This window comes from Bacillus sp. EE-W1 (assembly GCF_009760835.1).
In the GTDB taxonomy this organism is placed as follows: Bacteria; Bacillota; Bacilli; order Bacillales; family Bacillaceae_G; genus Bacillus_A; species Bacillus_A wiedmannii.
Genome location: NZ_WIPE01000069.1, coordinates 152,603 through 179,446, shown reverse-complemented (window position 1 = coordinate 179,446; position 26,844 = coordinate 152,603). Strand labels below are relative to the sequence as shown.

The 26,844-nt window shown below is 35.3% G+C and carries 30 protein-coding genes, 1 pseudogene and 1 riboswitch; of the genes and pseudogenes, 23 read left to right on the top strand and 8 right to left on the bottom strand.

Going from position 1 to position 26,844, the window contains the following annotated elements:
- Window positions 1-49 precede the first annotated feature (49 nt).
- The 5 genes from GFJ36_RS17500 (at window position 50) to GFJ36_RS17480 (ending at window position 4,987) form a co-directional block, all read left to right on the top strand.
- The gene (locus tag GFJ36_RS17500; RefSeq protein ID WP_097889839.1) at window positions 50-871 is read left to right on the top strand and encodes a DUF4430 domain-containing protein; all 822 of its coding nucleotides are present in this window, start codon (window positions 50-52) and stop codon (window positions 869-871) included.
- Between the two features lie 22 nt (window positions 872-893).
- On the top strand, window positions 894-1,772 hold the full coding sequence (locus GFJ36_RS17495; protein WP_088064026.1) for an energy-coupling factor transporter transmembrane component T: 879 nt from the start codon (window positions 894-896) through the stop codon (window positions 1,770-1,772).
- Window positions 1,745-3,406, top strand: coding sequence for an ABC transporter ATP-binding protein (locus GFJ36_RS17490; RefSeq protein ID WP_097889840.1), 1,662 nt, complete (start codon window positions 1,745-1,747; stop codon window positions 3,404-3,406). Before GFJ36_RS17495 ends, GFJ36_RS17490 begins: the two co-directional genes overlap by 28 nt.
- Entirely contained in the window at window positions 3,379-4,080 is a 702-nt protein-coding gene (locus GFJ36_RS17485; protein ID WP_060487721.1) for an ECF transporter S component, read from the top strand. The genes GFJ36_RS17490 and GFJ36_RS17485 overlap by 28 nt, the downstream gene beginning before the upstream one ends.
- Window positions 4,081-4,264: 184 nt before the next feature.
- Entirely contained in the window at window positions 4,265-4,987 is a 723-nt protein-coding gene (locus GFJ36_RS17480; protein WP_060487720.1) for a YwiC-like family protein, read from the top strand.
- 32 nt (window positions 4,988-5,019) lie between these two features.
- On the opposite strand, the gene GFJ36_RS17475 is transcribed toward GFJ36_RS17480, so the two are convergent.
- Complete coding sequence (locus GFJ36_RS17475; protein ID WP_000545003.1) at window positions 5,020-5,211, bottom strand: hypothetical protein; 192 nt, start codon at window positions 5,209-5,211, stop codon at window positions 5,020-5,022.
- Between the two features lie 122 nt (window positions 5,212-5,333).
- Window positions 5,334-5,432: riboswitch (SAM riboswitch) on the top strand.
- A 40-nt stretch (window positions 5,433-5,472) separates the two neighbouring features.
- Between GFJ36_RS17475 and GFJ36_RS17470 the strand changes: the two genes are divergently transcribed.
- The 4 genes from GFJ36_RS17470 to GFJ36_RS17455 all read left to right on the top strand — a co-directional run bounded on the left by GFJ36_RS17470 (window position 5,473) and on the right by GFJ36_RS17455 (window position 7,382).
- Window positions 5,473-5,790: a hypothetical protein gene (locus tag GFJ36_RS17470; protein ID WP_002096439.1), complete on the top strand. Its 318-nt coding sequence runs from the start codon at window positions 5,473-5,475 to the stop codon at window positions 5,788-5,790.
- 253 nt (window positions 5,791-6,043) lie between these two features.
- Window positions 6,044-6,433, top strand: coding sequence for an SWIM zinc finger family protein (locus tag GFJ36_RS17465; protein WP_060487719.1), 390 nt, complete (start codon window positions 6,044-6,046; stop codon window positions 6,431-6,433).
- Window positions 6,434-6,456: 23 nt separating this feature from the next.
- Window positions 6,457-7,032, top strand: a complete 576-nt coding sequence (locus GFJ36_RS17460) for an NAD(P)H-dependent oxidoreductase (protein ID WP_060487718.1) — start codon at window positions 6,457-6,459, stop codon at window positions 7,030-7,032.
- Window positions 7,029-7,382 carry a group-specific protein gene (locus GFJ36_RS17455; protein WP_060487717.1) on the top strand — a complete coding sequence of 118 codons (354 nt, stop codon included), beginning with the start codon at window positions 7,029-7,031 and terminating at the stop codon, window positions 7,380-7,382. The genes GFJ36_RS17460 and GFJ36_RS17455 overlap by 4 nt, the downstream gene beginning before the upstream one ends.
- Before the next feature lie 40 nt (window positions 7,383-7,422).
- Here GFJ36_RS17455 and GFJ36_RS17450 read toward each other — a convergent pair whose 3' ends face one another.
- On the bottom strand, window positions 7,423-8,769 hold the full coding sequence (locus GFJ36_RS17450) for a short-chain fatty acid transporter (protein ID WP_060487716.1): 1,347 nt from the start codon (window positions 8,767-8,769) through the stop codon (window positions 7,423-7,425).
- A gap of 406 nt (window positions 8,770-9,175) precedes the next feature.
- Here GFJ36_RS17450 and alo point away from each other — a divergent pair, with 406 nt between their 5' ends.
- The 6 genes and pseudogenes from alo to GFJ36_RS17420 all read left to right on the top strand — a co-directional run bounded on the left by alo (window position 9,176) and on the right by GFJ36_RS17420 (window position 15,574).
- Window positions 9,176-10,714, top strand: coding sequence for an anthrolysin O/cereolysin O family cholesterol-dependent cytolysin Alo (gene alo / locus GFJ36_RS17445; RefSeq protein ID WP_157349690.1), 1,539 nt, complete (start codon window positions 9,176-9,178; stop codon window positions 10,712-10,714).
- Window positions 10,715-11,036: 322 nt separating this feature from the next.
- Window positions 11,037-12,266: a serine hydrolase domain-containing protein gene (locus tag GFJ36_RS17440; protein ID WP_087984175.1), complete on the top strand. Its 1,230-nt coding sequence runs from the start codon at window positions 11,037-11,039 to the stop codon at window positions 12,264-12,266.
- A 768-nt stretch (window positions 12,267-13,034) separates the two neighbouring features.
- Complete coding sequence (locus tag GFJ36_RS17435; protein WP_087984176.1) at window positions 13,035-13,781, top strand: DUF7225 domain-containing protein; 747 nt, start codon at window positions 13,035-13,037, stop codon at window positions 13,779-13,781.
- A 434-nt stretch (window positions 13,782-14,215) separates the two neighbouring features.
- A pseudogene (locus tag GFJ36_RS17430) lies at window positions 14,216-14,772 on the top strand (TetR/AcrR family transcriptional regulator).
- Between the two features lie 14 nt (window positions 14,773-14,786).
- The gene (locus GFJ36_RS17425) at window positions 14,787-15,149 is read left to right on the top strand and encodes a DMT family transporter (protein WP_087984177.1); all 363 of its coding nucleotides are present in this window, start codon (window positions 14,787-14,789) and stop codon (window positions 15,147-15,149) included.
- Window positions 15,146-15,574 carry a YvaD family protein gene (locus tag GFJ36_RS17420; RefSeq protein WP_087984178.1) on the top strand — a complete coding sequence of 143 codons (429 nt, stop codon included), beginning with the start codon at window positions 15,146-15,148 and terminating at the stop codon, window positions 15,572-15,574. Before GFJ36_RS17425 ends, GFJ36_RS17420 begins: the two co-directional genes overlap by 4 nt.
- A gap of 154 nt (window positions 15,575-15,728) precedes the next feature.
- Here GFJ36_RS17420 and GFJ36_RS17415 read toward each other — a convergent pair whose 3' ends face one another.
- On the bottom strand, window positions 15,729-16,274 hold the full coding sequence (locus tag GFJ36_RS17415) for a transcriptional regulator (RefSeq protein WP_088064018.1): 546 nt from the start codon (window positions 16,272-16,274) through the stop codon (window positions 15,729-15,731).
- Window positions 16,275-16,401: 127 nt separating this feature from the next.
- On the opposite strand from GFJ36_RS17415, the gene GFJ36_RS17410 reads away from it, so the two are divergent.
- From GFJ36_RS17410 to GFJ36_RS17400, 3 genes are read left to right on the top strand one after another with little or no spacing between them, the layout of a single operon-like run.
- Window positions 16,402-16,641 carry a PLD nuclease N-terminal domain-containing protein gene (locus GFJ36_RS17410; RefSeq protein ID WP_087984180.1) on the top strand — a complete coding sequence of 80 codons (240 nt, stop codon included), beginning with the start codon at window positions 16,402-16,404 and terminating at the stop codon, window positions 16,639-16,641.
- On the top strand, window positions 16,638-17,543 hold the full coding sequence (locus GFJ36_RS17405) for an ABC transporter ATP-binding protein (protein ID WP_088064017.1): 906 nt from the start codon (window positions 16,638-16,640) through the stop codon (window positions 17,541-17,543). Before GFJ36_RS17410 ends, GFJ36_RS17405 begins: the two co-directional genes overlap by 4 nt.
- On the top strand, window positions 17,540-18,328 hold the full coding sequence (locus GFJ36_RS17400; RefSeq protein ID WP_088064016.1) for an ABC transporter permease subunit: 789 nt from the start codon (window positions 17,540-17,542) through the stop codon (window positions 18,326-18,328). The genes GFJ36_RS17405 and GFJ36_RS17400 overlap by 4 nt, the downstream gene beginning before the upstream one ends.
- 63 nt (window positions 18,329-18,391) lie before the next feature.
- Here the strand turns inward: GFJ36_RS17400 and GFJ36_RS17395 are convergent, their stop codons facing one another.
- The 3 genes from GFJ36_RS17395 to GFJ36_RS17385 all read right to left on the bottom strand — a co-directional run bounded on the left by GFJ36_RS17395 (window position 18,392) and on the right by GFJ36_RS17385 (window position 21,384).
- Window positions 18,392-19,651 carry a serine hydrolase domain-containing protein gene (locus tag GFJ36_RS17395; RefSeq protein WP_097889843.1) on the bottom strand — a complete coding sequence of 420 codons (1,260 nt, stop codon included), beginning with the start codon at window positions 19,649-19,651 and terminating at the stop codon, window positions 18,392-18,394.
- A 101-nt stretch (window positions 19,652-19,752) separates the two neighbouring features.
- Entirely contained in the window at window positions 19,753-20,952 is a 1,200-nt protein-coding gene (locus GFJ36_RS17390; protein ID WP_087984184.1) for an MFS transporter, read from the bottom strand.
- 15 nt (window positions 20,953-20,967) lie between these two features.
- Complete coding sequence (locus tag GFJ36_RS17385) at window positions 20,968-21,384, bottom strand: MarR family winged helix-turn-helix transcriptional regulator (protein ID WP_046954781.1); 417 nt, start codon at window positions 21,382-21,384, stop codon at window positions 20,968-20,970.
- Between the two features lie 174 nt (window positions 21,385-21,558).
- Between GFJ36_RS17385 and phaZ the strand changes: the two genes are divergently transcribed.
- From phaZ to GFJ36_RS17365, 4 genes are all read left to right on the top strand, one after another.
- On the top strand, window positions 21,559-22,476 hold the full coding sequence (gene phaZ / locus GFJ36_RS17380; protein WP_141542794.1) for an intracellular short-chain-length polyhydroxyalkanoate depolymerase: 918 nt from the start codon (window positions 21,559-21,561) through the stop codon (window positions 22,474-22,476).
- A gap of 60 nt (window positions 22,477-22,536) precedes the next feature.
- Entirely contained in the window at window positions 22,537-22,770 is a 234-nt protein-coding gene (locus GFJ36_RS17375; protein ID WP_000546484.1) for a hypothetical protein, read from the top strand.
- Window positions 22,771-22,883: 113 nt separating this feature from the next.
- Window positions 22,884-24,080, top strand: a complete 1,197-nt coding sequence (locus GFJ36_RS17370; protein WP_097889845.1) for an MFS transporter — start codon at window positions 22,884-22,886, stop codon at window positions 24,078-24,080.
- Window positions 24,064-24,264: an NETI motif-containing protein gene (locus GFJ36_RS17365; protein WP_000166305.1), complete on the top strand. Its 201-nt coding sequence runs from the start codon at window positions 24,064-24,066 to the stop codon at window positions 24,262-24,264. The genes GFJ36_RS17370 and GFJ36_RS17365 overlap by 17 nt, the downstream gene beginning before the upstream one ends.
- Before the next feature lie 101 nt (window positions 24,265-24,365).
- On the opposite strand, the gene GFJ36_RS17360 is transcribed toward GFJ36_RS17365, so the two are convergent.
- Window positions 24,366-24,776 carry a DUF4279 domain-containing protein gene (locus GFJ36_RS17360; RefSeq protein ID WP_088064011.1) on the bottom strand — a complete coding sequence of 137 codons (411 nt, stop codon included), beginning with the start codon at window positions 24,774-24,776 and terminating at the stop codon, window positions 24,366-24,368.
- Window positions 24,777-25,115: 339 nt separating this feature from the next.
- On the opposite strand from GFJ36_RS17360, the gene GFJ36_RS17355 reads away from it, so the two are divergent.
- Window positions 25,116-25,574, top strand: coding sequence for a VOC family protein (locus tag GFJ36_RS17355; RefSeq protein ID WP_097889846.1), 459 nt, complete (start codon window positions 25,116-25,118; stop codon window positions 25,572-25,574).
- A gap of 130 nt (window positions 25,575-25,704) precedes the next feature.
- Here GFJ36_RS17355 and GFJ36_RS17350 read toward each other — a convergent pair whose 3' ends face one another.
- Window positions 25,705-26,805 carry an S-layer homology domain-containing protein gene (locus GFJ36_RS17350; protein WP_088064010.1) on the bottom strand — a complete coding sequence of 367 codons (1,101 nt, stop codon included), beginning with the start codon at window positions 26,803-26,805 and terminating at the stop codon, window positions 25,705-25,707.
- Between the last annotated feature and the right edge of the window lie 39 nt (window positions 26,806-26,844).

Genomic DNA, 26,844 nt, shown 5'->3' with positions numbered 1-26,844 from the left:
AGGAGCAATCATTTGCTCCTAATTTTTAATATGAAAGGTGAGAGACAACATGAGTAAGATGAAATGGTTTATTTCTTTAATGCTTTCACTTGGGCTACTTGCCGGGTGTGAAGAGGCAGCTGTAAAGCCTGAGAAGAAAGTAGAACCAAAGCAAGAAGAGGTAGCAAAACAAGAAGAGAAAAAAGATGAAGCGAAACCGGAAGAAAAACCGGAGGAAAAACAAGCTGAACAAGAGCAAAAGCAGCAAGAAGAGCAGAAAGAGAAACAAGAGCAAAAAGTAGAAGAGAAGCCGAAAGAAGAAAAGGCACAGGCACAACCGGAAGTAAAGAAAGAAGAGAAACCTCAGGAACAGCCTGCTACTAAGCAACCAGAACAGCAAAAAGCACAAGAAGAGAAACAACCGAAAGCGCAAGAAATAAAAGAAGAAGCGAAGGTTGTGAATCAGCCGAAAGAAACACCGAAGCAGGAGCAGAAGGTTGATCCGAATAAAGAGCAACAAGCAACTGTACCAACGCCACCAACACCGGTACCAGATCCAGTACCGCCAGTGCCAGATCCAGTAATACCAAAACCAAAACAAGTCACTATCTCAGTAAAAGGTGATAAAGGGTACTTATTAGGTGCGAAAAAAATGGATGTACAAGAAGGCGATACTGTTTATAAAGTATTGCAGCGTACAGGTTTAGATGTGGATGCAATGGGCTCCAAAGGTGATATTTATGTAAAAGGTATTAATGATTTATATGAAAAAGATATTACAGATACTAGTGGATGGAAATATCGTGTGAACGGTGCGTTTCCAAATCATAGTGCAGGTGTAGTAACAGTTAAACCAGGAGATACAATTGAGTGGGTGTATGTATTAAAATAAGAAAGGCATTCGGTAAAGGACTATGAAAATAAGTTTTTCTTCTTTACATCCTTTTGTGAATTTTTTCTATTATATCGGGGTGATGATACTATGTATGATGTGTCTTCATCCTCTTTTTTTAATTGGAGCAATACTATTAATCGTCATAATCAATATAATGCAAGGGAATAGTGAAAAGATAAGAAAGATGTTACCGAGCACAATCGTTTTCTTTTTTATGGTCATTTTATTTAATTCGTTATTAACACATAGAGGGCGAACTACGTTATTTTGGTTAGGTGATAGCCGTATTAAGCTTGAGGCGATTATGTTTGGAGTAGTAATGGGATTATTATTAGTTGCGATTATGTTTACGTTTGCTTCGTATAATGATATTATTTCGAGTCATAAATTTTTATATTTGTTTTCTAGAATTTCACCGAAAGTAGCATTGTTAACGATGATTACGGTGAGGTTTGTTCCTTTGTTTATGAGGCGATTACAGAAAATAACACTCGTTCAAAAAACGAAAGGTGTACAAGTAGACGCAGGTTCCATTGTAGAACGGGTGAAAAATGGTATGCAATTGCTGCAAGTATTATTAATTTGTTCATTAGAAGATGCGCTGCAAACAGCAGATTCCATGCAAGCCCGTGGATTTGGTGTAACGAAGCGTACGACATATATTCGGTATAGAATGGAAAGACGAGATTGGTATACGCTCAGTTATTTAAGTATTCTACTTATCATTGCTATTATATGTAATACGTATGGCGGGGGAAAGCTAATCATTTATCCGAAAGTCGAATCTATTCTATTTCAGCAATACGATGGAGTGATGTTCGGAGTATTTATGATGTTTATTAGTCTACCAATTATAATGGAAGGAAAGGAATGGATATGGTGGCGCATGCAGAAATAAACAATTTATCATTTGTATATGCTGATGAAAACGAATATGCGTTACAGCATATTTCTCTTTCTATTCAAAAAGGAGAGTTTATTACACTTGCCGGCGGATCAGGCTCTGGAAAGACGACTTTATTGAAACATTTTAAAAAGGAATTACTTCCAATCGGTACACGTTCAGGAGAAATTTTTTATGATGACGTTTTATTAGAGGAAGTACCTGATTTATTATCTGCACAAGAAATTGGTATGGTATTTCAAAATCCAGAAAATCAGCTCGTAATGGATACGGTCATTCAAGAATTAGCATTTTCTTTAGAAAATATCGGGTTACCATCACAGATTATTCAAAAACGAATAGCAGAGCTTATTAGCTTCTTAGGATTTCAAGATTTATTGCACCAATCTGTTCATACGTTATCTGGCGGGCAAAAGCAGCTCGTCAATTTAGCTGCGGTATTAGTTATGCAGCCAAAACTATTATTATTAGATGAACCGACGGCGCAGTTAGATCCCATTGCTGCGAAAGAGTTTTTAGGATTGTTAAAACGTATTAACGAAGAACTTGGTATTACGATTGTGTTAAGTGAACATCGTTTAGATGAGGTGATCCCACTTGCTACTCGCGTTATTTGTATGAATAATGGTCAAATCGTGTATGATGGAAATCCTAAAACGGTTATCGCGAACATGTGGGAAGTAGAAAAATTCCGTCCATTTATTCCGCAAATTCCAAGATTGTTTTTAGAATGGAATACGGAAGATATTCCGTTTACAGTGCGAGAAGCGCAAATGAAACTGAATCATTTTTCAGCGATATCATATGTGAATGAGCCAATAGCACAAAGTGAAAAGCGAGAAGTCATTTTAAGTGCAGAGCATATTTCGTTCCAATATGAAAAAAATAGTCCACTTATTTTACGAAACTTAACCGTATCGATTGAAAAAGGAAAATGGGTAGCTCTCGTTGGAAAAAATGGTACAGGTAAGTCTACACTGTTAACGATTTTAGCTGGATTACAAAAAGCGAGAAGAGGGAAAGTAAAGTGGAATGGGAAAGTGATACATAAAATTGATTCGAAAGAACGATTTAAAAGGATCGGGTATGTATCGCAGCATCCGTACTATCATTTTACATTTGATACAGTGTGGGAAGAAGTGTATGAACGTGCACGTGAGTTATACGGAGAACAAGGAAAAGAAATAGCAGAAGATATGTTGAAGAAGTTTTGGTTGTATTCGCTTAAAGAACGCCATCCGCATGATTGTAGCGGGGGAGAGCAACAACTACTTGCGTTATGTACAACGTTATTATCAAAGCCGACTTTATTAATACTTGATGAACCGACAAAGGGATTAGATCCGTGGAAAAAAGAAAGAGTAGGAGAGCTATTTAGAAAGCTGCAAAAAGAAGGTACAACAATTGTAATGGCAACGCATGATATTGAGTTTGCAGCGAAATACGTTGATCAATGCATGATGTTATTTGACGGAGCAGTTATTATGAATGATGCACCGAAAGAATTCTTTAGTGGCAACTTCTTTTATACAACCTCTATTAATCGATTCATTCGAAAAGAGTTACCATATGCATTAACGTGGGAGGATGTGTACGAAGCGTGTCCAAACGATATGTTGCATTCATAATATGTATTTTTGCAGTAATAATAGGCACACTACTCTTTACTACACTTATCATGGACGGTTATTACATGTTAAGTAGTTTGTTTTTATTAGTTGTTATTATGTTACCGTTTTATATCCGTTTTGAAAGAAAGGCTTTTGTTTCACGTGAAATTGTGCTCGTTGCTGTGTTAGCGGCAATTGCAGCAGTTAGCCGCGTACCATTTTCGATATTGCCAAGTGTACAACCGACTTCATTTGTCATTATCGTTTCTGCAATTGTGTTTGGGAGTGAAACTGGTTTTATGATCGGTGCAACAGCGGCTATCGTATCTAACATCTTTTTAGGACAAGGTCCGTGGACGCCATGGCAAATGTTTTCATGGGGTATGATTGGTTTTATAGCTGGATTATTACGGAATACATTTTTAATGCGAAAGCTATGGGGAAGACTTCTATACGGATTGTTTGTTGGATTTTTATTTGGCTGGATTATGAACTTATGGGGGCTTCTCGGTTTTATACGTGAGGCAACGTGGGAAGCTGTCATTTCGTATTATATCGCAAGTTTTTATTTCGATTTGAGCCATGCGATTTCGAATGTTGTTTTCTTACTATTATTTAGTACGTCCTGGATTACGATTCTTACAAGATTTAAAAAGAAATATGGCATATTAGATAAGCATAACATGGCATAGAAAAGCATACTCATATAAGGTAGGGTCGCGACTTACATATTCGTTTGCCTCTTTCATGCTTCTTACATATTGTAAGGAGCATTTTTTATTGTCAAAAAATAGATTCAATATATATCCGTTATTATATAAATTTATTTGTATAATAGTAGGTGAGAACTATTTTCAAAAGGGAGGTGTATAGTTAATGAAGTTAGTTATTCCGAAGCAACACGGTGCATGGGCCATGCTCGTTATACCATTTCTATTAAGTGTCATACTTGGGAAACCTACTATGTATCATATTCCGTTGTTTTTAGCTTGGTTCTTTATCTATTTAGCTACGTATCCATTTCTTACGTACATAAAGCAAAGACGAAAAAAAGAGTATTTACATGCTGCAATTGTATATTTTATCATCGCATTTATATTTGGGATGATTTCTCTATTATATGAATGGCGCATTCTTTTATTCGTAGCAATAATGATCCCATTATTTATAGTAAATATGTATTACGCTCGTCAAAAAAATGAAAGAGCATTACTCAATGACATCAGTGCAATTATTGTTTTCTGTATTGGTGGTTTAGTTAGTTATTATTTTTCAATGAAACTTATAGATAAAACGGCATTATTTATTGCGCTTATTTCATTTTTATATTTTTTAGGAAGTACATTTTATGTAAAAACGATGATTCGCGAGAAAAATAACCCGAAGTATCGTCTTATATCATGGGGGTATCATATTGTATTAACAGTCATTGTCTTTGCTATCAATCCGTGGTGTTCTCTTATTTTTATACCGAGTGTCATTCGAGCAATTATGTTATATGGCAAAAAAATTTCTATTATAAAAGTAGGGGTTTTAGAAATTGCTAATTCTGTATATTTTTTAATTATAACGGTAATAATTATGAAGTATGCCATTTGAAAAAACTTCCCACCTTATGATGGGAAGTTTTTTCAATCTTGTTCTAAAATATGAACCGTGTAATCACAGCGTTGAATAGCTTGTTCGATCGCATAAAGTGATTGTTCAATACGAGCGCGATTAAAATCTTTTTCAACAGTCTGTAGCGCTTCTTCTAAACAATGTTTTGCTTCTTGTAATGATTGAAAAGAATTTTGGACATATCCGCGAGCATTTTCGTGCATTTCATAATCCTCCTTGCATATTCATATATGTATAGTATGAACAGTAAGGAACAAAATATAATTTGTTATATTTGTTTGACAATTAGAATGAAATTACGTATAGTAAGAATTAAGTGAATATTTTCTTATCCAGAGAGGTGGAGGGACTGGCCCGATGAAACCCAGCAACCGCGATGCAGGTGCTAATTCCAGCAGAACATATTTGTTCTGGGAGATAAGACGAAGATATATACGTAACTTCTTCTTATCGGAGAGGTTTTTTTGTTGCAAAAAAACCGATTACGAAAATTTATATTAAGAAGAAAGGGGTTGCGAAGTACTGTGACACTCGAAAAATACGTAAAACTGCGTAGTACAGTTTATGAATATATGATAGAGCAAGATAAGCCAATATCATTGTTAGATATTCAAGAACATATCGTTTCGCATCATGAAGGAAAATTCACGAAAAAGATGTTACATCAATTTTATTTATCAAGACTATTAGATGAACTGAAACTGGATGGGAAAATTACATTAGCTGATGAATATCTCTATACTGAAAAAGGGGTATTTTATAAGGCGGGAAAAGGGAGCTAAGCTCTCTTTTTTTTGGAGTATGTAGCGTAAAAGACTGCTTAAGCAGCCTGATACAAGGGAATGGTGTTGAGTGTGTAGTGTCAAAGATTGAATGTGCCTGAAAGAGGCACTTCATATCGGCTGCAAATGAAAAGAGACACCTCCGCCGAATAGGTGTCAGTCGTTTTGTCATATAGACTTGCTATTTGACAGTTATTAGAATAACATGCAGGGTTTTGGAAGTCAAAAGGGAATTAAAGGAAGAGGTGTTGTTATGTACGCTTACTTACTAAATGATATAACGAAATGGATTCCTAAGTACATTATGGATAAAGGTTATGAATATTATGAAGAAGGACATGTAGAAGATGTTGAAATACAAGAAAAGAAAATATTTGCTTTTGTTACTGGAAATGCAGGAAACTATGAAGTAATGATTGATCTTGAAAATTTTACAGAAAGTAGCTGCGAGTGTCCATATGAGAATTATTGTAAGCATATGGCGGCAGTTGTTTATGATATTCAAAGTGCTGGTGAGAGTACGGTGAAAGAGAAACTGAAAGATTTAGAAAAGGAAGAGTTACTTACATTATTAAATCGTTTATTACAAAGTTCGAAAAACGTGCAAATTGTAGAGAAGATGTTAAAGAAGGGGAAACTTTAACTTATAGAGGGAGTTGTTATGTAGTGAATGTACTAATTGTATACGCTCATCCTAGTCCTTCCAGTTTTAATGCGGGGATATTAAAGCATGTGCAAAAAGGATTACAAGAAACAAATCATTCGGTTACGGTACTTGATTTATATAAGGAACAATTTGATCCCGTCCTTGTATTTAATGAGGAGAAGAAAAGACGTGATTTAGTAAATGAAGAAGAGACAGCTCGGTACAGAACGTTAGTGGAAGAAGCGGATACTCTTCTCTTCATTTATCCAATATGGTGGTGGGGGATGCCAGCTATTTTAAAAGGGTTTATTGATCGCATTTTCGTAGCTGGTTTTGCTTATAAATATGAAGGTGCCCTGCCGAAAGGCTTATTGAAAGGTAAGAAGGCATGGGTAATTAATACGTTAGACTCACCGTTATGGTACGTCGCACTACTATATCGATCAGCAGATTGGATTATGATGAAGAGAGGTGTTTTACGTTTTTGCGGCATTCGCGATGTAAAACGATCTTTTTTTCAATCTGTGAAAACGAGTAAACGAGAGAAGCGGGAAAAGTGGTTATTACAAATAGAAGAAAAGGCTCGTACGTTATGAATGAAATGGAACGTATTATAAAGTGTTGTCAGTATGATAATGAACTTTTTCGTACATATATTAATTGCTTAATCCACTTGAAGAAATGTAGTGAAACGTTTCAACAAATACAGATTCAATTAAGAAATGATTATTTAATAAGAGGAATTTGTGAAAGAGAAGTGGATGAGGTAGTAAGAGGAAGTAAAGAGTATGAAACGTATTTTCTTCCTAAAGCGTTACAGTGGAATTTCTTGAGGGAAAATCCACATCTGATTGAAAAAGTATGTGAAGATTTTTTTGCATTTGAGGCATTACAGCTTACGGATATAGAGTGGAAGACCGTGATAAATTGCGTGGGAAATAAGTGATTTATTATATAAAAAAGCTAGTATAAAACTAGCTTTTCGTTTAAATAAATAAGAAGCATAGACTAATGATAAATCCTGCATATAGTAAGTTCACAACGCAAAATCCCATAATATCACGAGCACCTAAACCAGCTATCGCTAATGCCGGTAATGCCCAGAATGGTTGAATCAAATTCGTCCAAGCATCGCCCCACGCAATTGCCATTGCTGTTTTTGCAGCAGGTACACCAAGTTCAGCGCCAGCTGGAATCATAATTGGTGCTTGCACAGCCCATTGGCCACCACCAGATGGAACGAAGATATTAACGATGCCAGCACTTAAAAAAGTAAAGAGTGGGAAAGTCGTTTCGTTTGAAATGCTAATAAAGTAATTCGAAATAGCCCCTCCAAGTGAAAGTCCTTCACTATTCGCTCCAATCATCATCCCCATAATTCCTGCGTAAAACGGAAATTGAAGTAAAATGCCAGAAGCACTTTTCGTAGAGTCTGAAAAAGCGCGAATATATTGAATCGGAGTACGGTGGAAAATAAGTCCAGCAATTAATAACATAAAAATAACGATGTCTAGCGTAAGGTTAAAGCCTTTCGTATAAAAATAATTGAAAATATAAATGAGACCTAACAATCCAACGCAAAGTGTAATAATGATGCTATTTTCCATTTTTTCGGCGAATGTATTGTTTCCTACTTCTTGCGCGGCAGCTTCTTCATGGAATACGCTAGGATCTACCGTTATCGTATGTTTTTCATCTGGATGCATCGCTTTATTAATGAGAGGCATCGTAACGAGAAAAATAATAACTGGTACAAGTGCGTATGGTGAGAATAACGTTTCTGTTATTGGAATCGCTTCTTTAATACTGCCAGCTGTCGTTTTAATTAACGTTTCGCCGCCTGTTGCTAACGTAAGAGGAATAGAAGCAGAAAGCCCCGCATGCCAAATGAGAAATCCAGAGTAAGAAGAGGCAATGGCTAGTCTATAGTCTAATCCTTCAAGCTGCCGTGCTACTTCTTTTGCATATAAAACAGATACAACAATACCAAATCCCCAGTTTATGTATGCCCCTAGTAAACTTACGATTGAAATAGCAATAATACCTTGTCCATTCGTTTTCGGTAGTTTTGCCGCTTTCGTTAATCCTTTTTTAATGAGAGGCGCGTTTGCTAAAGCAGATCCTGTCACGAGTACAAGTGCCATTTGCATAGAAAAGGCGAGTAGTCCCCAAATGCCATTACCCCAGTGATTAATCATTTCCACAGGTGTTTGGTGAGTCGCAAACATGCCGAAGAAAATAACAAAAACAGTTAATAAACATGATAAAATAAACGGCTCTGGCAAGAAACGTTGCACTAAGGCGACGCAACCATTTGTAAAAGAACGAAACAAAATAGATCAACCTCCTTATGTATATGTATTACAATTATTCGAGGTTGATTCGTTCATAACCTTTTAGAATTAGAAAATTCTGATATTTTTAGAGGGATTGAAATATTGTCAAGAAGAGTAGTACCACCATCACCCTGACAGAAAAAATTGCTTTTCCTCAATATGAAATATTGCATATAAAAATGAATTGATGCAAATGCAAAAGCTTATTATAATGAAAGCATAAATATACAACACATCTTAATACAGCAAAGAGGAGGAAGTAATATGGAAATCGCAATGGCAGTTTTAAAATTTTTAGGTGGGGTAATTCCTTTAGTTCAAGAACTTTTAAAAGCGTTTATGTAAGGTTATTAGTTAGCTATCATATATCAATCATTATTATATCTTACTAAAAAAGAACGGGGTGATTTTTCTGAATAATAAGAAAAAAACCAAAAGAAGAAAGTTCCTTGCATGTTTATTAGTTAGTCTATGCACGATTCATTATTCGTCTATTTCTTTTGCAGAAACACAAGCCGGTAATGCAACTGACATAACTAAAAATGTTAATGGCATTAATACTGGTATAGCAAACCTTAAATATAATAATCATGAGGTTTTAGCTGTAAATGGCGATAAAGTAGAGAGTTTTGTTCCGAAAGAAAGTATCAATTCAAATGGTAAATTTGTAGTGGTGGAACGTGAGAAAAAATCACTTACAACGTCACCAGTCGATATTTCGATTATCGATTCTGTAGCGAATCGCACGTATCCAGGAGCTGTACAACTTGCCAATAAAGCTTTTGCAGACAATCAACCGAGTTTATTAGTGGCTAAGAGAAAGCCTTTGAATATTAGTATAGACTTACCTGGCATGAGAAAAGAAAATACAATTACTGTCCAAAATCCGACATATGGTAATGTGGCTGGAGCAGTAGATGATTTAGTATCTACTTGGAATGAAAAGTATTCTAAAACACATACGTTACCTGCAAGAATGCAGTATACAGAATCTATGGTTTATAGTAAATCACAAATCGCTAGTGCTCTTAATGTTAATGCGAAATATCTTGATAACAGTTTAAACATTGATTTTAATGCAGTTGCAAATGGAGAGAAAAAAGTGATGGTGGCGGCATATAAACAAATATTTTATACTGTAAGTGCTGAACTACCTAACAATCCATCCGATTTGTTTGATAATAGTGTTACTTTTGATGAGCTAACTCGTAAAGGAGTAAGTAATTCAGCTCCACCTGTTATGGTTTCAAATGTAGCTTATGGTAGAACTGTTTATGTAAAATTAGAAACAACATCTAAGAGTAAAGATGTACAAGCTGCTTTTAAAGCCTTACTTAAGAATAACAGCGTCGAAACGAGTGGACAGTATAAAGATATTTTTGAAGAAAGTACCTTTACTGCTGTAGTATTAGGCGGAGATGCGAAAGAGCATAACAAGGTTGTTACTAAAGATTTCAATGAAATCCGAAATATCATTAAAGATAATGCTGAATTAAGTCTTAAAAATCCAGCATATCCAATTTCATATACAAGCACTTTCTTAAAAGATAATGCAACTGCTGCTGTTCATAACAATACAGATTATATTGAGACGACAACTACAGAATATTCAAGTGCTAAAATGACACTTGATCATTACGGTGCTTACGTTGCTCAATTTGATGTATCTTGGGATGAATTCACATTTGATCAAAATGGGAAAGAAGTATTAACACATAAAACATGGGAAGGTAGTGGCAAAGACAAAACGGCTCATTACTCTACAGTTATCCCTCTTCCACCAAATTCAAAAAATATAAAAATCGTAGCTAGAGAATGTACTGGTCTTGCATGGGAATGGTGGAGAACAATTATTAATGAACAAAACGTTCCATTAACAAATGAAATAAAGGTTTCAATTGGAGGAACAACATTATATCCAACTGCTACTATTAGTCATTAGGTTGGAGTAAAGCGCCCTGGTTATAGGGCGCTTTTTTACTTGTTTGAAAGAATATCGGTGTTTTTAGATGTATCATAATCAATTCGCAAATCTTGTAATCATATTTTTTTATGGCTGTATCAATGTTATTAATGATTGCATTTCCCATTATTAAATCCCCATAAATGTAGCCTATCTTAGTTTGATAGTGATGCATGGTGCCTCCATGTATATAAATGCATTTTGTCGAAATTATTAAAAAGGGGAATTTTTCTATTTGAAGAACTAATAATTGATTGTCAATATGTATTAGAAATCTCAATCTAAACTAAAGGAGAACAAAATGGGACAAAACAATAAGGGCTTTTCTGAAACAGGATTGCGCAAAATGCGCAATATATTGGCGCAGCATGTCGATTCTGGAAAGATTCCTGGGCTCGTCGCCTTAGTCAGCCGAAACGGCGAGACGTATGTCGAAGCGCTTGGAACAATGAGGCATGATGGTGGTGCACCAATGCGTCGGGACACGATTTTTCGATTGGCGTCCACTAGCAAGCCAATCGCAGTTTCACCAGTAATGGTTCTGCTCGATGAGTGCAAACTGCATTTAGACGACCCAGTAGACAAATGGCTACCGGAACTCGCCGACCGGCAAGTGTTGAAACAGCCCGATGGCCCGCTAGAAGAGACCGTCCCAGCACGACGTCCTATCACTGTACGAGACTTGTTGACCTCCACATTCGGGCTCGGAGTGGATCTCACGTTGATGGGTTCTCCAATCATGAACGCGTTCTTCGAGAGTGGGATATTCGACACGCCAGGTCAGGATATGCCCGATCCAGATGAGTTTATGCGTCGCCTAGGTGCACTTCCGCTAAGCTATCAGCCCGGAGAGCGGTGGCAGTATCATATCAGTATAGAAGTAATCGGCGTTCTTGTTGCCAGGGTCACGGGTCAGACGTTCGAGTCGTTCTTGCGCGAACGCATATTCGATCCGCTAGGAATGAAGGACACTGGATTCTACGTACCTCAGCTCAAAATTGATCGGCTTCCACCAGCCTTCAACCCCAATCCGCAGACAGGTGAATTCATCGTGTGGGATGAGGGGGCGGGTGGACGTTACAGCAAACCTCCAGCATTCCAAGCAGGCGGTGGTGGACTGCTTGGAACCGTCGACGATTATCACGCGTATTTGCAGATGCTTTTGAATAAAGGGGTGCACGGTACTAAACGGATCTTGTCTAGGCCCGCAGTCCAGCTGATGACCACCAATCGTCTTACTCCGGAACAACAAGTATACCGAGACGATTTGGCCAAAAATAACGTCCATTTGTCGTTCGGACAAGGGATCCAAGGTGGCTGGGGCTTTGGGATGGCGGTGCGTACCTATCTTGGAGACTACGCGTCTATTGGTCAATTCGGCTGGGATGGTGGAACCGGTACTTCAGCTTACGCTGATCCAGATAAACAGTTTATTGGAATTCTGTTCACCCAGGTTGGGATGTCCACTCCGGCCCCATCGCATCTTATCCAAGACTTCTGGACCACGACCTATCAAGCGATCGAAGACTAGGGTATCGTTTAAAGGAAAACGCCAAGACGGATAGATAATCATAGGCTTGATGGCCACAATCAACACCATGGTTAAAAGTTAGGATAGGACCGTGTTGGAAGTACTGCGGTAATAGTTGGGCATTATTAATAATAGCACAACAAAAAATCCCCTTGGATGCAAGAGGATTTTTTTATTGGGAATAGTAAGGACGAGAGGAGGTGCATTACATATGGGAAAAGGTAGAAGTAATAATGCTGGTAAAAAGCAACCGAATTTCGATGATTCATCTAATTTCGCTAAACAAAGCCAACCGACAGAAAAGAAGAAGAAGTAAAAAAAGGATCTCTCTTGATAAAGAGAGATTCTTTTTTTAATATATTGACGTTTCGGCACAACATATCGATTGCTCAACCAAATAGTCATTATAGTCATTCAGGCAAGGCTTAAACTCCTTCGAATGGAAGTTAATTTAATATTATTGCCCTGCTTTTTATAATGCTTCTTCACGTTTACCTTATTTAAAAAGCCAATAAAAAAAAGACACGTTTCCTAAATAAACGAGCTCTTAATGGAGTATTATCTTTATTTTGAGCATTTAATAAAATTCTCCAATTTATATTTCACTCTATTAGGCTATGAAATTTAAGTGGTTAAATGTAAAATTTATATAGATGATTATATAAAAAATCAAAAACATCGATTACGTTATTCTACAATCGAGTCAAATTATAGAGTAAAGGTTGTACTATGGTTGAAAATATTGATAAGCATGAGGAGAGGATTACATTGACTATTTATGAGCAATTTATAGATGCTCTTAAAGAAAAGATAGGCGATACTGTAACATCTGCAGAGATAAAGGACAGATTAATAGCAAAATTTAATACGAAACCGGGGAGTATTAATCCTGCTGATTATTGTTATAACCGTTATAATAAAGGGAGAGTGTTTAATAAAAATTTGTTTATATATATAAACAAAAAAACTTATAGATATGTAGGTGAAAATTATCCTTATACAGGATTAGTTTTTCACAAACCTAAAGGGGCAGATTGTGAATCAGTTGTAGGTGAGTGGGATAATGGTAAACTTCTTTTTTATAAAGCTAAAATAGGAATCTCACAAATTAAAAAGTTATATGAGGCATACTTTGAAATGTTACGATTTGAAATGAATGTTCTTGGTTGTAAGGCGACTGAATTAAGGCATCTAATAGGTCGGCTAGGTGAGTTTTTTTGTGTTCTTTACACAAATGGTGAGCTATCCAAAGTGATGAATCAGCATGGATATGATGTCATTAAAGATGGACGAAGAATAAGTGTTAAAACAACTGCCCAAGAAAAAGGGTTTATCACGATCAATCAAAACACATTTAATCAATTTGATGATTTCTTCGTAGTTCAGTATAAAGATGATGATTTAAAACTATTGTTTTATGGGCCAAAGGAAGAGATTCCATCACTTAGACCATATGGGAATACTTATGAGGTTGATATAAATTCTTTAAAGAGAGTAGAAAAGACACTCGTATAAGGGTGTCCTTTTCTATAGTTTTTTAGCAGAAGCAAGCAGCTTTAAAGATGATGATTCAGCTTTGTAATTGTTATAGGAATCATATAAAAAAGGATACTTGGAAAAAGACTACTATTGAATTTATAACCATTTTTTTATTACTCATTAAAAAGCATTAATGCTCAGTGACTGATATTTTCTATCCAGACTCATCAAGCAAAAAAAGAATATATGCCAATATAGCCTTATAGAACTGTATTTCACTTTTTAAGGCTTCTATACATTCACTTTATTGTTGAATATGAAGGTATGATCCTCATCACTCTAATATTTTACTTTTTTGAGTTGTTAAATCAGAAAATTTAAAATAAACATCGTGTAGATTGTGTTAAATATTGTAAAATGAAACGGTACTAAGAAAACTAAATTGGTACCAATGGTTTAGGGGGTGGATTATGAAACAAAGAATAGTAACAGAAACAAGTCATCAAATTCAAACAAAGGGGTTTACATTTACAATTAGTGATTTAGCAAAACAATTAGCTGTGAGTAAGAGGACAATTTATGAGCACTTTTCTTCAAAAGATGAAATAGTAGATGAAGTTATTCGTCATGTAATAGAAAGTATTCAAGAAAAGGAAAAAAATATAGCTGAAGATGATGCATTACAAACAGTTGAAAAAATAAGACTCATCTTAATTTGTATTCCGCAACAATTTCAATTCATCGATGCACGTTTATTAGTAGAACTAAAAAACATCATTATAATCAATGGTTAAAATTAGATCAGTTTTTACGTGAAGGTTGGTCTACTGTAATCAGTTTATTAGAAGAGGGAATGAGAGAAGGAAGTATTAGAAAGATTCAAATTCCATTTTTTATTGAATTATATTTGGGAGCAATGAATCGCATATATGATCCTATGTTTATTGAAAAGAGTAATTATACATTAGGGAGTATACTTGAGTCTATTATGGACATGTTGATCTATGGAATCTCTAATCCGGAGTAAAAGGTGGGAGAATAGTGCAGTGGATTTATTTATGCTTAGCAATTTTATTTGAAGTAGCAGGTACAACTGCAATGAAACTATCTGATGGATTAACGAAACTTGTACCAAGCATACTTATTTTTGTATTTTATGTAGTAAGTTTTGTATTTCTGTCATTCGCATTAAAGGGGATGGAAATGTCTGTTGCCTATGCGGTTTGGTCAGGTATGGGAATTGTAACGATTACAATAATTGGGTTCTTTTATTTTGGAGAAAGTATCAATGTAACTAAGATACTAGCAATTCTCTTTATTTTAATTGGAGTTGTAATTTTAAATTTTAATAGTACGGCACATGAAGCGAAGAAAAAAGAAATGGTGGGGGAACGTATACATTGAATCGATTAAAGTATTTTTTTCTTATAACTGATCTTGGGTTTGTTGTATATTGGCTCATAACAATTTTTCATATGATTCCGCAAGAATATTTGTTTAAAGATTACCAAGATCCTATTTTAGTAGCATGGAACTGGTCCTTTTTACCCTTGGATTTGTTAATCTCGTTAACGGGATTTCTAAGTTTGTATTTACATTCTAAACAAAAACATATTTGGAGCCAATTTGCGTTCTTATCATTAATTTTAACTTTTTGTTCAGGATTACAAGCTCTAGCATTTTGGACAATTCGTTTAGATTTCGATATTTCTTGGTGGATTCCTAATTTATATTTATTAGTTTACCCATGCTTCTTTTTAAAAAGTGTTTGGAGAGAGTGTGGATGGTATGAGACGAATATGAGAAAAGAAAGAAAAGAATTCCTTTAATATAAGAAAGACAGGATCTTTAAGCACATTCGAATTTCTAACTCAGTTTTTTCGCTAGCCATACAGTAGAAGTCTAAACAATTTCCGAAATGAAGATAGCCGATGATTCCTATGATAAGGAAGCATCGGCTTGTATTATTTATATTGAGTTAGTTTACGTTTCTGGAATAATTGTAATAGCGACGGTCCGAACAGGAGCCTCTTTTTCGTCACCTTTACTTTGGGTATGGTAGTATTTATTCATTAATTCATTAAGTTCGTTTTGAAAGTTCATAAAGTGTTCTTCATCTAGCTTTAATTCCACTACAGAAAAAGTAGCATTATCTTCTTGACTGTTTTGTTCCTCTAATTTTTTAAGGTAACTTTGATATTGTGTCATAAGTGATAATTGGTAATAGGAAATGTAATTTAACTTTTCCTCATCACATAATCCTTTCCACTCACTTCCTTCAATTTTTGCATCTTCTTCATTGATTGCGTAATATTTTTCAGAAACAGATTTTACCTTTTTTTCGTTAATTACATGGACGATATCAGAATCAACCATAGTTTGTAGATGTCTATATAGAGTTGCTTGTGGTACATTTTTAATGATTTTTACCATTTCTAATGGTGTTAGTCCATCTTCTTTATTTCTCATTAATACTTGGCAAATTTTCATTCTTACTGGATGCATTAAGATTTCAACTTTATTACTCACTATATATCACCTTATTCATTATTTATTCTCATTATAAATAATGAGAATAATGTTTGCAATGCATCTGCTCTTGATTTATCATTATTATTATCAATAATGATAATGAGTTTAGGAAGGAATGATAAAAATGCAACTACATTATGGATGGAATGATCTTAAAGACATGGATATTATGGCGTTTCTCCCAATCATATTGCCAGTTATTGCAGTCGGGGTACTTTTAGTTTTCATTGCACTAATTGATTTATACCGACATAGAAAAACAAGAAAAAATGTACTTGTATGGGCGCTAATTATTCTTTTTGTTAACGTATTGGGACCTATTCTATACTTTGTTATAGGGAGAAAGGACAGTGAGAAATTATGAAATTAGAGATTAGAAATGTAACAAAATCATTTAAAGGGAAAATTGCTGTCAATACTTTCTCAATGGAACTGCAATCAGGGGAATGTGTAGGGTTAATCGGACCAAATGGAGCAGGGAAATCTACATTAATAAAAGTGATTTCGGATATTATTAATCCAGATGTGGGTGAAGTGTTATTGAATGGGATAAAAATATCAAAAATGAAAAGGGAAATTGGCTACTTACCGCAATACCCTAATTTTTTTCATTGGATGACAGCGCGAGAAACCCTTATGTTTATGGGGCAACTTTCAGGGATGAAAAAAGAAGCATTGTCAAAGTCGATACCAAAAATTTTGGAGAAAGTTGGATTAAGTGGGGAAGAAGATTCGAAGGTGAGTACCTTTTCTGGTGGAATGAAACAAAGACTCGGTATTGCACAAGCATTACTGCATAAACCGGCGCTTATTGTCATGGATGAGCCAGTATCCGCATTAGATCCAATAGGTAGAAGGGAAGTATTAAATCTCATTGAAGAAATAAAAAAAGATACGACTATTTTATTATCAACCCATATATTGAGTGATGCAGAAGAAATCTGTGAACGATTTGTCATGATTAAAGATGGAACAAAGATAGAAGATACAACAATTACTGAGCTTTTACACCGTAATAGCGAAAATAAATTAATCATTGAAATTACAGCTAAAGATCGAGAGTGGATTGACGTTGTAAAAAATTTGCCTTATGTGAAGGATGTAGAAGTGATTGGACTTAAAGTCAAAGTGAAGGTTGAAAGTATCAAAATAAATAAAAATATGTTACTGCAAAATGCACTCGAACATAAAGTGGACATCGTTAAGTTTGAAATAAACAACGATACTTTAGAAGAAATTTTCTTGAAATTGGTGGTGCAAAAATGAATAACTCAATGATATTGATAAAAAAAGAATGTGTTCAAATGTTACGTGATTTTAAGATCATTTGGCTACCAATTGTTTTTATATTTTTAGGGGCAACACAGCCAATAGTAACGCATTACTTACCATCCATTTTAGGAGCATTAGGTGGAGGGCAGGGAATTACCATCGATCCAAGTATGACATCACAAAAAGGAGGCGAAGTATTAGCGAGTACTTTGGGGTCTCAGTTTGATCAGCTCGGACTTATGATTCTAGTGATTTCTATGATGGGTGCTATTCAAACAGATAAAGCTAACGGTATGTTGGCCTTTATTTTAACGAGACCTGTTACGGTTACTTCATATATAGTGGGGAAAATAGTATCAAATTATGTAATAGTAGCGCTTAGTGTAATGATTGGATACTTTACCTCTTATCTATATACAAACTATCTTTTTACTGTTGTTCCGTTTTCGCACATGATTACTGGATTACTATTTTATTTAATTTGGGTTCTTTTTATCGTATCTTTCACAACAATGATAAGTGCTATTTTTCACAGTCAAGGTATTATTGCACTAATTTCAATTGTTGTTCTTTTAGCTTGTAGAATAATCGTCGGTTTGAGTCCAATAATAGATCAAGTTAATCCAGCCAGTATGAGTAAACACGCAATGGAAACGTTAGTCACAGGGGGAGTGAATGCAACTGCAATGGTCAATGTACTACTAACGATTATTTGGATCTTATTGACACTCTTCGTGACAAATTATTGGATTGCTAATAAAAAATTCACGTATGAATAAGAAAAGAATAATCGTGATGAGGGGATTTATTAAAATAAATACCCCAATAAGAAGAAGCTTCCACTACTGTGGAAGCTTCTCTAAATGATGTGCAATATCAATATACATATTTGAGTAGACTGAATGTATTTCATTACTTGGCGTAGCGTTAGAAGAGAAGTGGACAATGACCATATTTGCTTTCGGATCGATGTAAAGTGTTTGTCCGTAACTACCTAACACTTCAAAAGCACCTTGTTCATTGTGCGGAATCCACCATTGATTATGATAAGAAATGGAAGCTCCAGGGCCAACTGCAAGTTCACCTTCTTGGACATTTTTTATATCTTTAGTAATAGAAGAAGGGAGAATTTGTTTTCCATTATATTCCCCGTTGTTTAATAGTAATTGCCCGAATCTAGCCATATCTCTAGCAGTTGCATTTAAACCAGCGCTAGCTTGTTCAACTTTTGTTTCATCGGTGACATAATAAGCATTTTCTTCCATACCAATTTGAGACCATATGCGTTCGCTAACATTTTCAGCTAATGATTTACCCGTGATAGTTCGAATAACCCAAGCGAGTGTTTCGGCTGATCCGTTATCGTAAGAAAAATCGGAACCAGGCGTTGCAGTTTCTTCTGCTTCTCGTAACATATCATAAATTTTCATCGGACCGTCGTAGTTTTTACCTCTAGGTAAAATATTGCTCGCTAAATATAGTTGTGCATCTTGATTTTCTAACGCTGGATGTTCGTATCCGTGAGTAGGGTATTCTACAGAAACTTGCATGTCCATTAATTGCTGAAGTGTGGCATTACCGAACGGTGTATTTTTTAATTCTTTTATATATGCGTCAGCTGTTTTTTCTAAGTCAATACGATTTTCTTCAGCGAGAGATTGTATAATTGCACCGGTAAAAACCTTTGCTAATGACGCCATGCCATGAGGTTCACTCTCGTTATACCCGTTGAAATATCGTTCATAAACAAGTTGTCCATTGTGTACAACGACAAAAGCATCCGTTTTGTTATCGTCTAAAAGTTTTTTTAGAGGAGTTGTATTTCCAAATCTACGCTCCACAGCAAAATCGTCTAAGTTTTGTGATGCGGTAGAGAAGTGGGAAACGTGCTCCGGGTTATTATTTACCTCGTTAATTAAAGTGAATTCTTTCATATGTGTGTACGACCAACGTAAGTAAGGATCATCTAACCAATTTTTTTTCGTCACGTTATTTTTTGATGGGATTGTTTTATTATGTTTGAAGTATGTAAAACCGAGCCCTGTAATTACAAATATGAATGTGATTATGAGTAAGAGTAGGGGAGATTTTTTAAGTTTCATATCGGTCCCTCCTTTTTTATTTCTATTATAAGTATACGCTTCTATTAAAAGAAATACAAAATAAGGAAAGTAAACGGGGAAGTTTACTTTCCTTATTCATGTTAAGCGGAAACTTTTCCATCTGTATGTTGTTTCTTGAATTTTTGTTTTCGTCCGTGTAATCCATAATATAGAAGTAAAGTGAAGGCAACGATAATAGCTGCGATAAAATACATATTATGGTAACTGGATTTCGCTGCGACGATACCTAAAATGAAAGAACCAAAGCCAATACCACTATCAAAGAATGAGAAGTAAGTAGCTGTCGCAGAACCACGTCGGTGGTTTGGAGCGGCAGAAATCGCAATCGTTTGGAAGCTAGGAATTAATGTCCCGTAGCCTAAACCGATTAGCATACCTGCGCCAAGGAACCAAAATGAAGTTTGTGCTTGGCTTAAAATAAACATCCCAATTGTGAAAATAATGATAGCAGGGTAAACAAGTACATTTTCACCGAAGCGATCAAAAATCTTTCCTGTAAATGGACGAGAAATTACAACAACAAGTGCGTATACAATAAAGAAGTAACTAGCAACTTCTCCTAAACCGATTTCTTTCGCATAAATAGGAATAAAGGATAAAATGCCACTATAAGAAAAGGCTAAAACAAATCCTGTCAGAGCGATCGGAATAGAGGATGGTTCAATTAAGTCCTTCCATTTCATTTTTTCTCGTTTTTGTTTGTTCACTGGTGCTTCATGCGGAATATTTACAAGTAGTCCTAATAAAAATGCAAGCAATGAAAATACGGAACAAACGATAAATAGTACAGTAAATGAAAAATGAGAAATAATTGTTAAACCTAAAAAAGGACCAATTACCATCGGCAGACTCATGAATACGCCGAAATAGGCAAGTGCTTCGCCTCGTCTATGAGCTGGCGCAACATCTGTGACAATCGTACCAGTTGCTGTCGTTGCCATACCGAACCCAATACCATGTAAGAAGCGAAGGGCAAGTAATAAAAATAAACTTTGCGCACCGAAATACATAACAGTAGCAGCTAAAAATAATGAAAGTGAAATAAATAATATTTTCTTTCTTCCTAAATCATCGAGCCATTTACCTGTAAATGGTCTACATAAAACAGATGAAATAAGAAAAACAGTTGCAACTAAACCAATTTCCTCAGGTTTTCCTTTTAGGCCGTCTATTACATAGACAGGCAGAGTAGTCATAAGCATGTAAAATGTTAAGAAGAGAAATAGACTACTAAAACAAGTTCCGAGGAAATCCTTCGTCCAAAGTTTCTCACTTTGCATCGTCATCCCTCCAATTTAATCTAAATTTTTAATAATTTGTTGTAACACTTCAAATGCTTGATGTAAATCATCTTCGTTAATATCTTCTAGTGTTTTTTCTTCGAAAGTATCAACTTCTTCTTGCCATACCGGAATCATTTTTATCGCTGTCTCTGATAAAGAAATGAGCTTCTCACGACGATCTTTTCCTTCTGTACGAATAATCCAGCCCATCGTTTCCATACGTGTTAACGTACGAGTCATCGTTGGTGATTCAACATTTAAGTACTGGCACAATTCTGTTTGCGTACAAGAACCGGTTTGATTAATGCGGAAAATAACAGCCCATTGCGCACTGAATAGCCCAGTTGGAGATACGCGTTCATTAAATTTCTTTGTGAATTTTCGAGAAGTCTGGCTGACAATGTGAAAAAAATGTTGTTTTTCGTCCATGTATTTTGATCCTTTCAAATTAGTTACCTAGCTAACTATATACTTTTTCATTATAATTGTCTAGTAATAGACATGTTGATTTATGTAAAAATTTCGTATAGGTTTTATGTTGCGAACGTATATTCTGCATGCTATTCTTTAAGTAAGTAAAGAATTTTCTTTCTATTAAAAAGAATGGGGGAACTTGTGATGATTAAGCCTGCAACAATGGAGTTTGTTTCACTATCGAACGGAGAAACGATTGCGTATCAGGAAGTTGGAAGGCAAAATGCAGAAATTCTTGTACTCATTCACGGAAACATGACATCGTCACAACATTGGGATTTAGTAATTGAAAAGCTGCAAGACCGATACCATATTTACGCTCTTGATTTAAGAGGATTTGGACAATCAACATATAATCAATCGATAGATTCATTACAAGACTTTGCAAGAGATGTAAAACTATTTATTGATCAATTAAAACTAGAGAAATTTTCATTAATGGGCTGGTCAATGGGTGGTGGTGTTGCGATGCGATTTACAGCGAATCATCCAACTTTTGTTGAAAAGTTAATTTTAGTAGAATCAGTAGGCATGAAGGGATATCCAATTTTTAAAAAAGATATAAACGGGCAACCGATCGTATCAAGTTTAGTAAAGACGAAAGAAGAAATCGCGCAAGATCCCGTACAAATTGCTCCAGTGCTAGATGCGATAAAAAATATGAATAAATTATATTACCGTACAGTATGGAATCTATTAATATATACACATAATCAACCGGAACCGGATCGTTACGAAAAGTATTTAGACGATATGTTAACGCAACGTAATTTCGTGGATGTAAATTATGCGCTCATTACATTTAATATTTCGGATGAACATAACGGGGTTGTAGAGGGAAATAAGCAAATTCATCATATTAAAGCTCCAACACTCGTCATACAAGGTGACAGAGATTATGTCGTACCGCAAGTAGTCGGTGAGGAATTAGCAAAACATTTGCCGAATGCAGAGTTGAAAGTGTTAGAGGATTGCGGTCATTCGCCGTTTATTGATTGTTTAGATGTATTTATAAAACATGTAGAGGATTGGTTAGAAGAGAAATAATCCCCGAAATGATAAGTATTGCATATACTATAACATTGTAGGTAAAAGGGGAGATTATCCATGCATCATCCGTTCTTAATTGCGCATTCGCCATATAATCATCACTTATATACAAAAATAATGATAGCTCCGATGTATATGCAAGTTTCACCAGCTGTAGTTCCTTTACAAATGCAATACCCGCAGCCACCAATTGCTCATGCACAGCAATACGTGTATGAAACTGCTTTTTATAAACATCCGTATTTCAAGCAATTCCATAACAATGTGAAAGCGCAAGTATGGGAAGGATAAGAAGCTAAAAGATTCATTCTTTTAGCTTCTTTTTTATTCATAATATTCGTACACGCATTTGGAGAAACAGTTTATAATGAAAAGTGGAAAGCGTGAGAAGGAGAGGGAAAAGGATGTCGATGCGTTTTACTTTTTGGATTATGGTTGGAATTGTAGCAATCTCGGGTTTGTCACAAGGGATGCTTTTACCGGCCATTGCAATGATTTTTGAACAAGAAGGGGTAAGTTCAAGTATTAACGGTATTCATGCGACGGCATTATACATTGGGATATTAGTTATTTCACCGTTTCTTGAAAAACCGATGCAAAAGTTTGGAATGAAGCCAATTATCGTTATTGGTGGGTTTCTCGTTATTATTTCATTATTCTTTTTTACACAAACTTTTTCATTTTGGGTATGGTTTATTCTTAGATTTCTAGTTGGAGTCGGAGATCATATGCTTCATGTCGGAACACAAACATGGATTACGACAACATCAGACCCGAGTAAAATAGGGAGACAAGTATCGATATACGGTGTATTCTTCGGAATTGGTTTTGCCGTTGGTCCGTATTTAGCAAGCACTGTGCAGTACGGTCTTGCAACACCATTTATTATATCTACTATACTTTGCTTAATAGGTTGGCTATTATTACTTCCAACGAAAAATGCATTCCCGGCGCAAGATGAAAGAGAAGTAGAGAGTGAATCATCATTTTCTCGTTATAAACAAGTTGTTGGATTAGGTTGGATTGCATTACTAGGACCACTTGCATACGGCGTACTGGAAGCAATGTTAAATAGTAACTTGCCAGTATACGCGCTTCGTAAAGGATGGTCTGTATCAGATGTATCCTTCTTATTACCAGCGTTCGCAGTTGGGGGCATTATTACACAAATTCCACTCGGTATATTAAGTGATAAATACGGAAGAGATCGTATTTTAACGTGGACGTTCAGCGTAAGTACGGGCATTTTCCTACTTGCAGCAGTATTTGATCACTATTACTGGATCGTCTTTGCCTGTATGCTGTTAGCGGGTATGGTCATTGGATCATGCTTCTCACTAGGTCTTGGATTTATGACAGATTTATTACCGAGACATTTACTACCAGCAGGTAATATATTATCTGGAATCGCCTTTAGTTTAGGAAGTATTATGGGACCTGTATTAGGAGGCGTATTTATAGAAAAAATACAGTATACAAGCTTTTTTATTGCGGTTATGATTATAATGGGAATTCTCGCAATGGTATATATGGTCTACATGAAGAATCAATTCGCATCAAGAAAAATAGAAAGTAGGTTAGGGCATGACAAAACAACCTAATAAAAAGAAATTTGAAGTACTCGAAAACGAAACAATTACAGACTGCTTAGCACGTATGGAACAAGAAGGCTATGCACCGTCTCGTCGTATGGAAGAACCAATCTTTCATGAAGTGAAGAAAAACGGCAAAACAGAAGTTGAACCGTGCGGTAGAAAGATTGTCTTTGAGGGGAAATTGAAGTAATACGTTATATAAAAAGAATTTGCTTTTGGGTACAAACAAGATAAAACATAAAGTCACATAAGAAAACGCTATTGATTCCAATATCAATAGCGTTTTTATTTTTAACAAATATATAGATCAAAATGAATTTCTGCTTGAATGGAACTAACAAAATCAATAATGTTTTTTTGTAAATACATCGCGGGTGATTCGTTATTCTCCACTTGCATTACTACCATAAAAAGAAACTCTAAACTATACTTCTTCTTGAGATGTTTTAATTGCTCTGTTTTTCCTTCAAGGGATTTTAGAATAACTTGCAACTGATTATTTATATCGTATGATTCTTGATAGCCGGTGCTGAAAGTCCAATTAGTTTCTTTTCTATATAGGGTTTTGGTGGATACAAGATTCGGATTATCACGTTTTGCAACAACATCACCTTTTTTATAAGTTCTTGTAGGCTCGATACTTAGGGCGTCGGTAATTGCTTCAACAGGGAATATATTACCCGTTGCACTAAAATAAGCCATAACTTTTGTTTTATCCAGAATGGCTCCTCCTCTATTATTAAGATGTTAATCTTATTACATTATAAAAATTTATGAATGTAAATAGAATTTTTATCCTGCTATTTGTGGGCAGCAAAGCTTCTAATGGGAGAAAAGTAGGTGAGAGCCAATTTTTCATAAAAGCTCACTAGTTCCATTGTATTGAATTCCGGCGTTGAGGCATTAGTTAAAGATGGATACCTATACATTTGTAGGACAGAACAATTATACAAAAGTAGGATGCTTAAAAATATAAATATTTGTATGATAAAAACAAAATATATTTTAAAAATCAGAATGTAGAGGAGAGGGAAATATATAATGATACAAAGCATATATGAAACTCATTTACATGTAAGAAATTTAGAAAAGGCGATAGATTTCTATCAAAATAAGTTAAGCTTAACAGTAGCAAAAAAACTATCGAAAAGACGAGTTGCGTTCTTTTGGATAGGCGAAAATAAAGAGCAAATGCTCGGATTATGGGAAGTACATACGAATGAAGAGTTTGAGACGAAACACTTCGCTTTTCGTGTAGATTTAGAGTTTTTAAAGATTTCTAAATTATGGCTAGAGAAGCGTGGAATAGAGGTAGTAGGGAGTCAAGGGAAAGGAAATCGAGAACCAATTGTCCAAAGGTGGATGCCAGCTGCAAGTGTATATTTTCTAGATTGTGATGGAAATAAATTAGAGTTTATTTCTATGTTACATGATGATCCAGATGAATTAGAATATGCAACGTATTTAAGTGAATGGGATGCGGAGCATCAAGAAAAATAAAGTTTAAACAGTAGGAGTTATATAGTTTTGGATTATATTAAATAGATAGAGACAAATAAAATCCCTCAAGAAAAAGCACGTTCTTGAAGGATTTTTTATGCTTTATATATTTTATATTGCTTGTAACTTATTAATTGAATTTATTTTTAGATATTTCAGCGCGTTGAATATAACCATCAGAGAAGCTGAAATAAAGAGAATAGCTTCCTCGATTATATATAAAGCCTTCACTAGTCATATCCTCTCCGATTCCATCTGGCTCACCAAACCACTCTTTTAATTCATTAATAGTGATATCCATTTTCACTGAAATATATCTAGCGTCCGAAGGGTACATGTCAATATTATAATCGCCGTATACCGCTATATTAGGTGCATCACATTCTGTACATGATGCTTGCTTCCAAACATCAGGCGCTCCAAATTCTTTTTTCACTTCAGATATATCTTTACCTAGTGCATCTAATTTAAATGGACCAAACGTCCCATTCTGTAAAGCTGTTGTTAACATTTGTTTCATTTCTTCTTTTGTATTGATGTTGAAATTATAAGATCGGTTCTTGGCTATTGCATTATAGAAAAATTGTGCATATTGCTCACGCTTCACAATCATGTTGCCATTAAAATTACCTGATTCGTCACCTTGTGCTATACGGTTACTACGCACTGCATTTACAGATTCATAGGCCCAATGACCTTTTGGTACATCTTTAAAGCTCCCTTGTCCTTTTGATTCTAAATGAAATGCTTTTTGTAACACTACTGCCATTTCATATCGAGTTAATACATCATCTGGACGAAATGTACCTGATCCATCACCTGTCATAATTCCAGCTTGCGCAATGGCTTTAATATCCTTTTCAAACATATGATTTGTAATGTCACTAAACATATTCGCCTGTTTATCATCTGCTATTAAACCTAAATGTCGATTGACTAAAGAAGCTACCTGTCCTCTAGTAACATTGTCCCCAAAACCAAATTTCCCATTTCCGTATCCTTTATAAATTCCTGCTGACGCTAAGTAATCGATAGCATCTTTTGACCAGTGGTCCTTTGGTACATCTGTAAATACAACGTTCGCATTGCTAGCTACCTTATAGCTATTTTCATTACCGTTTGTTTTCGTAGTTGTTTCTGCATTTACTGTACCTACCATCGTTGTAGTTGCTAATGCTGCAGTGATTATGAAACCGAAAAATTTTTTAGCTTTGCTTGTTTTCTTGCCCATTTGCGCAAGCCTCCCCAGTTTAATTTAACTTTATTAAAT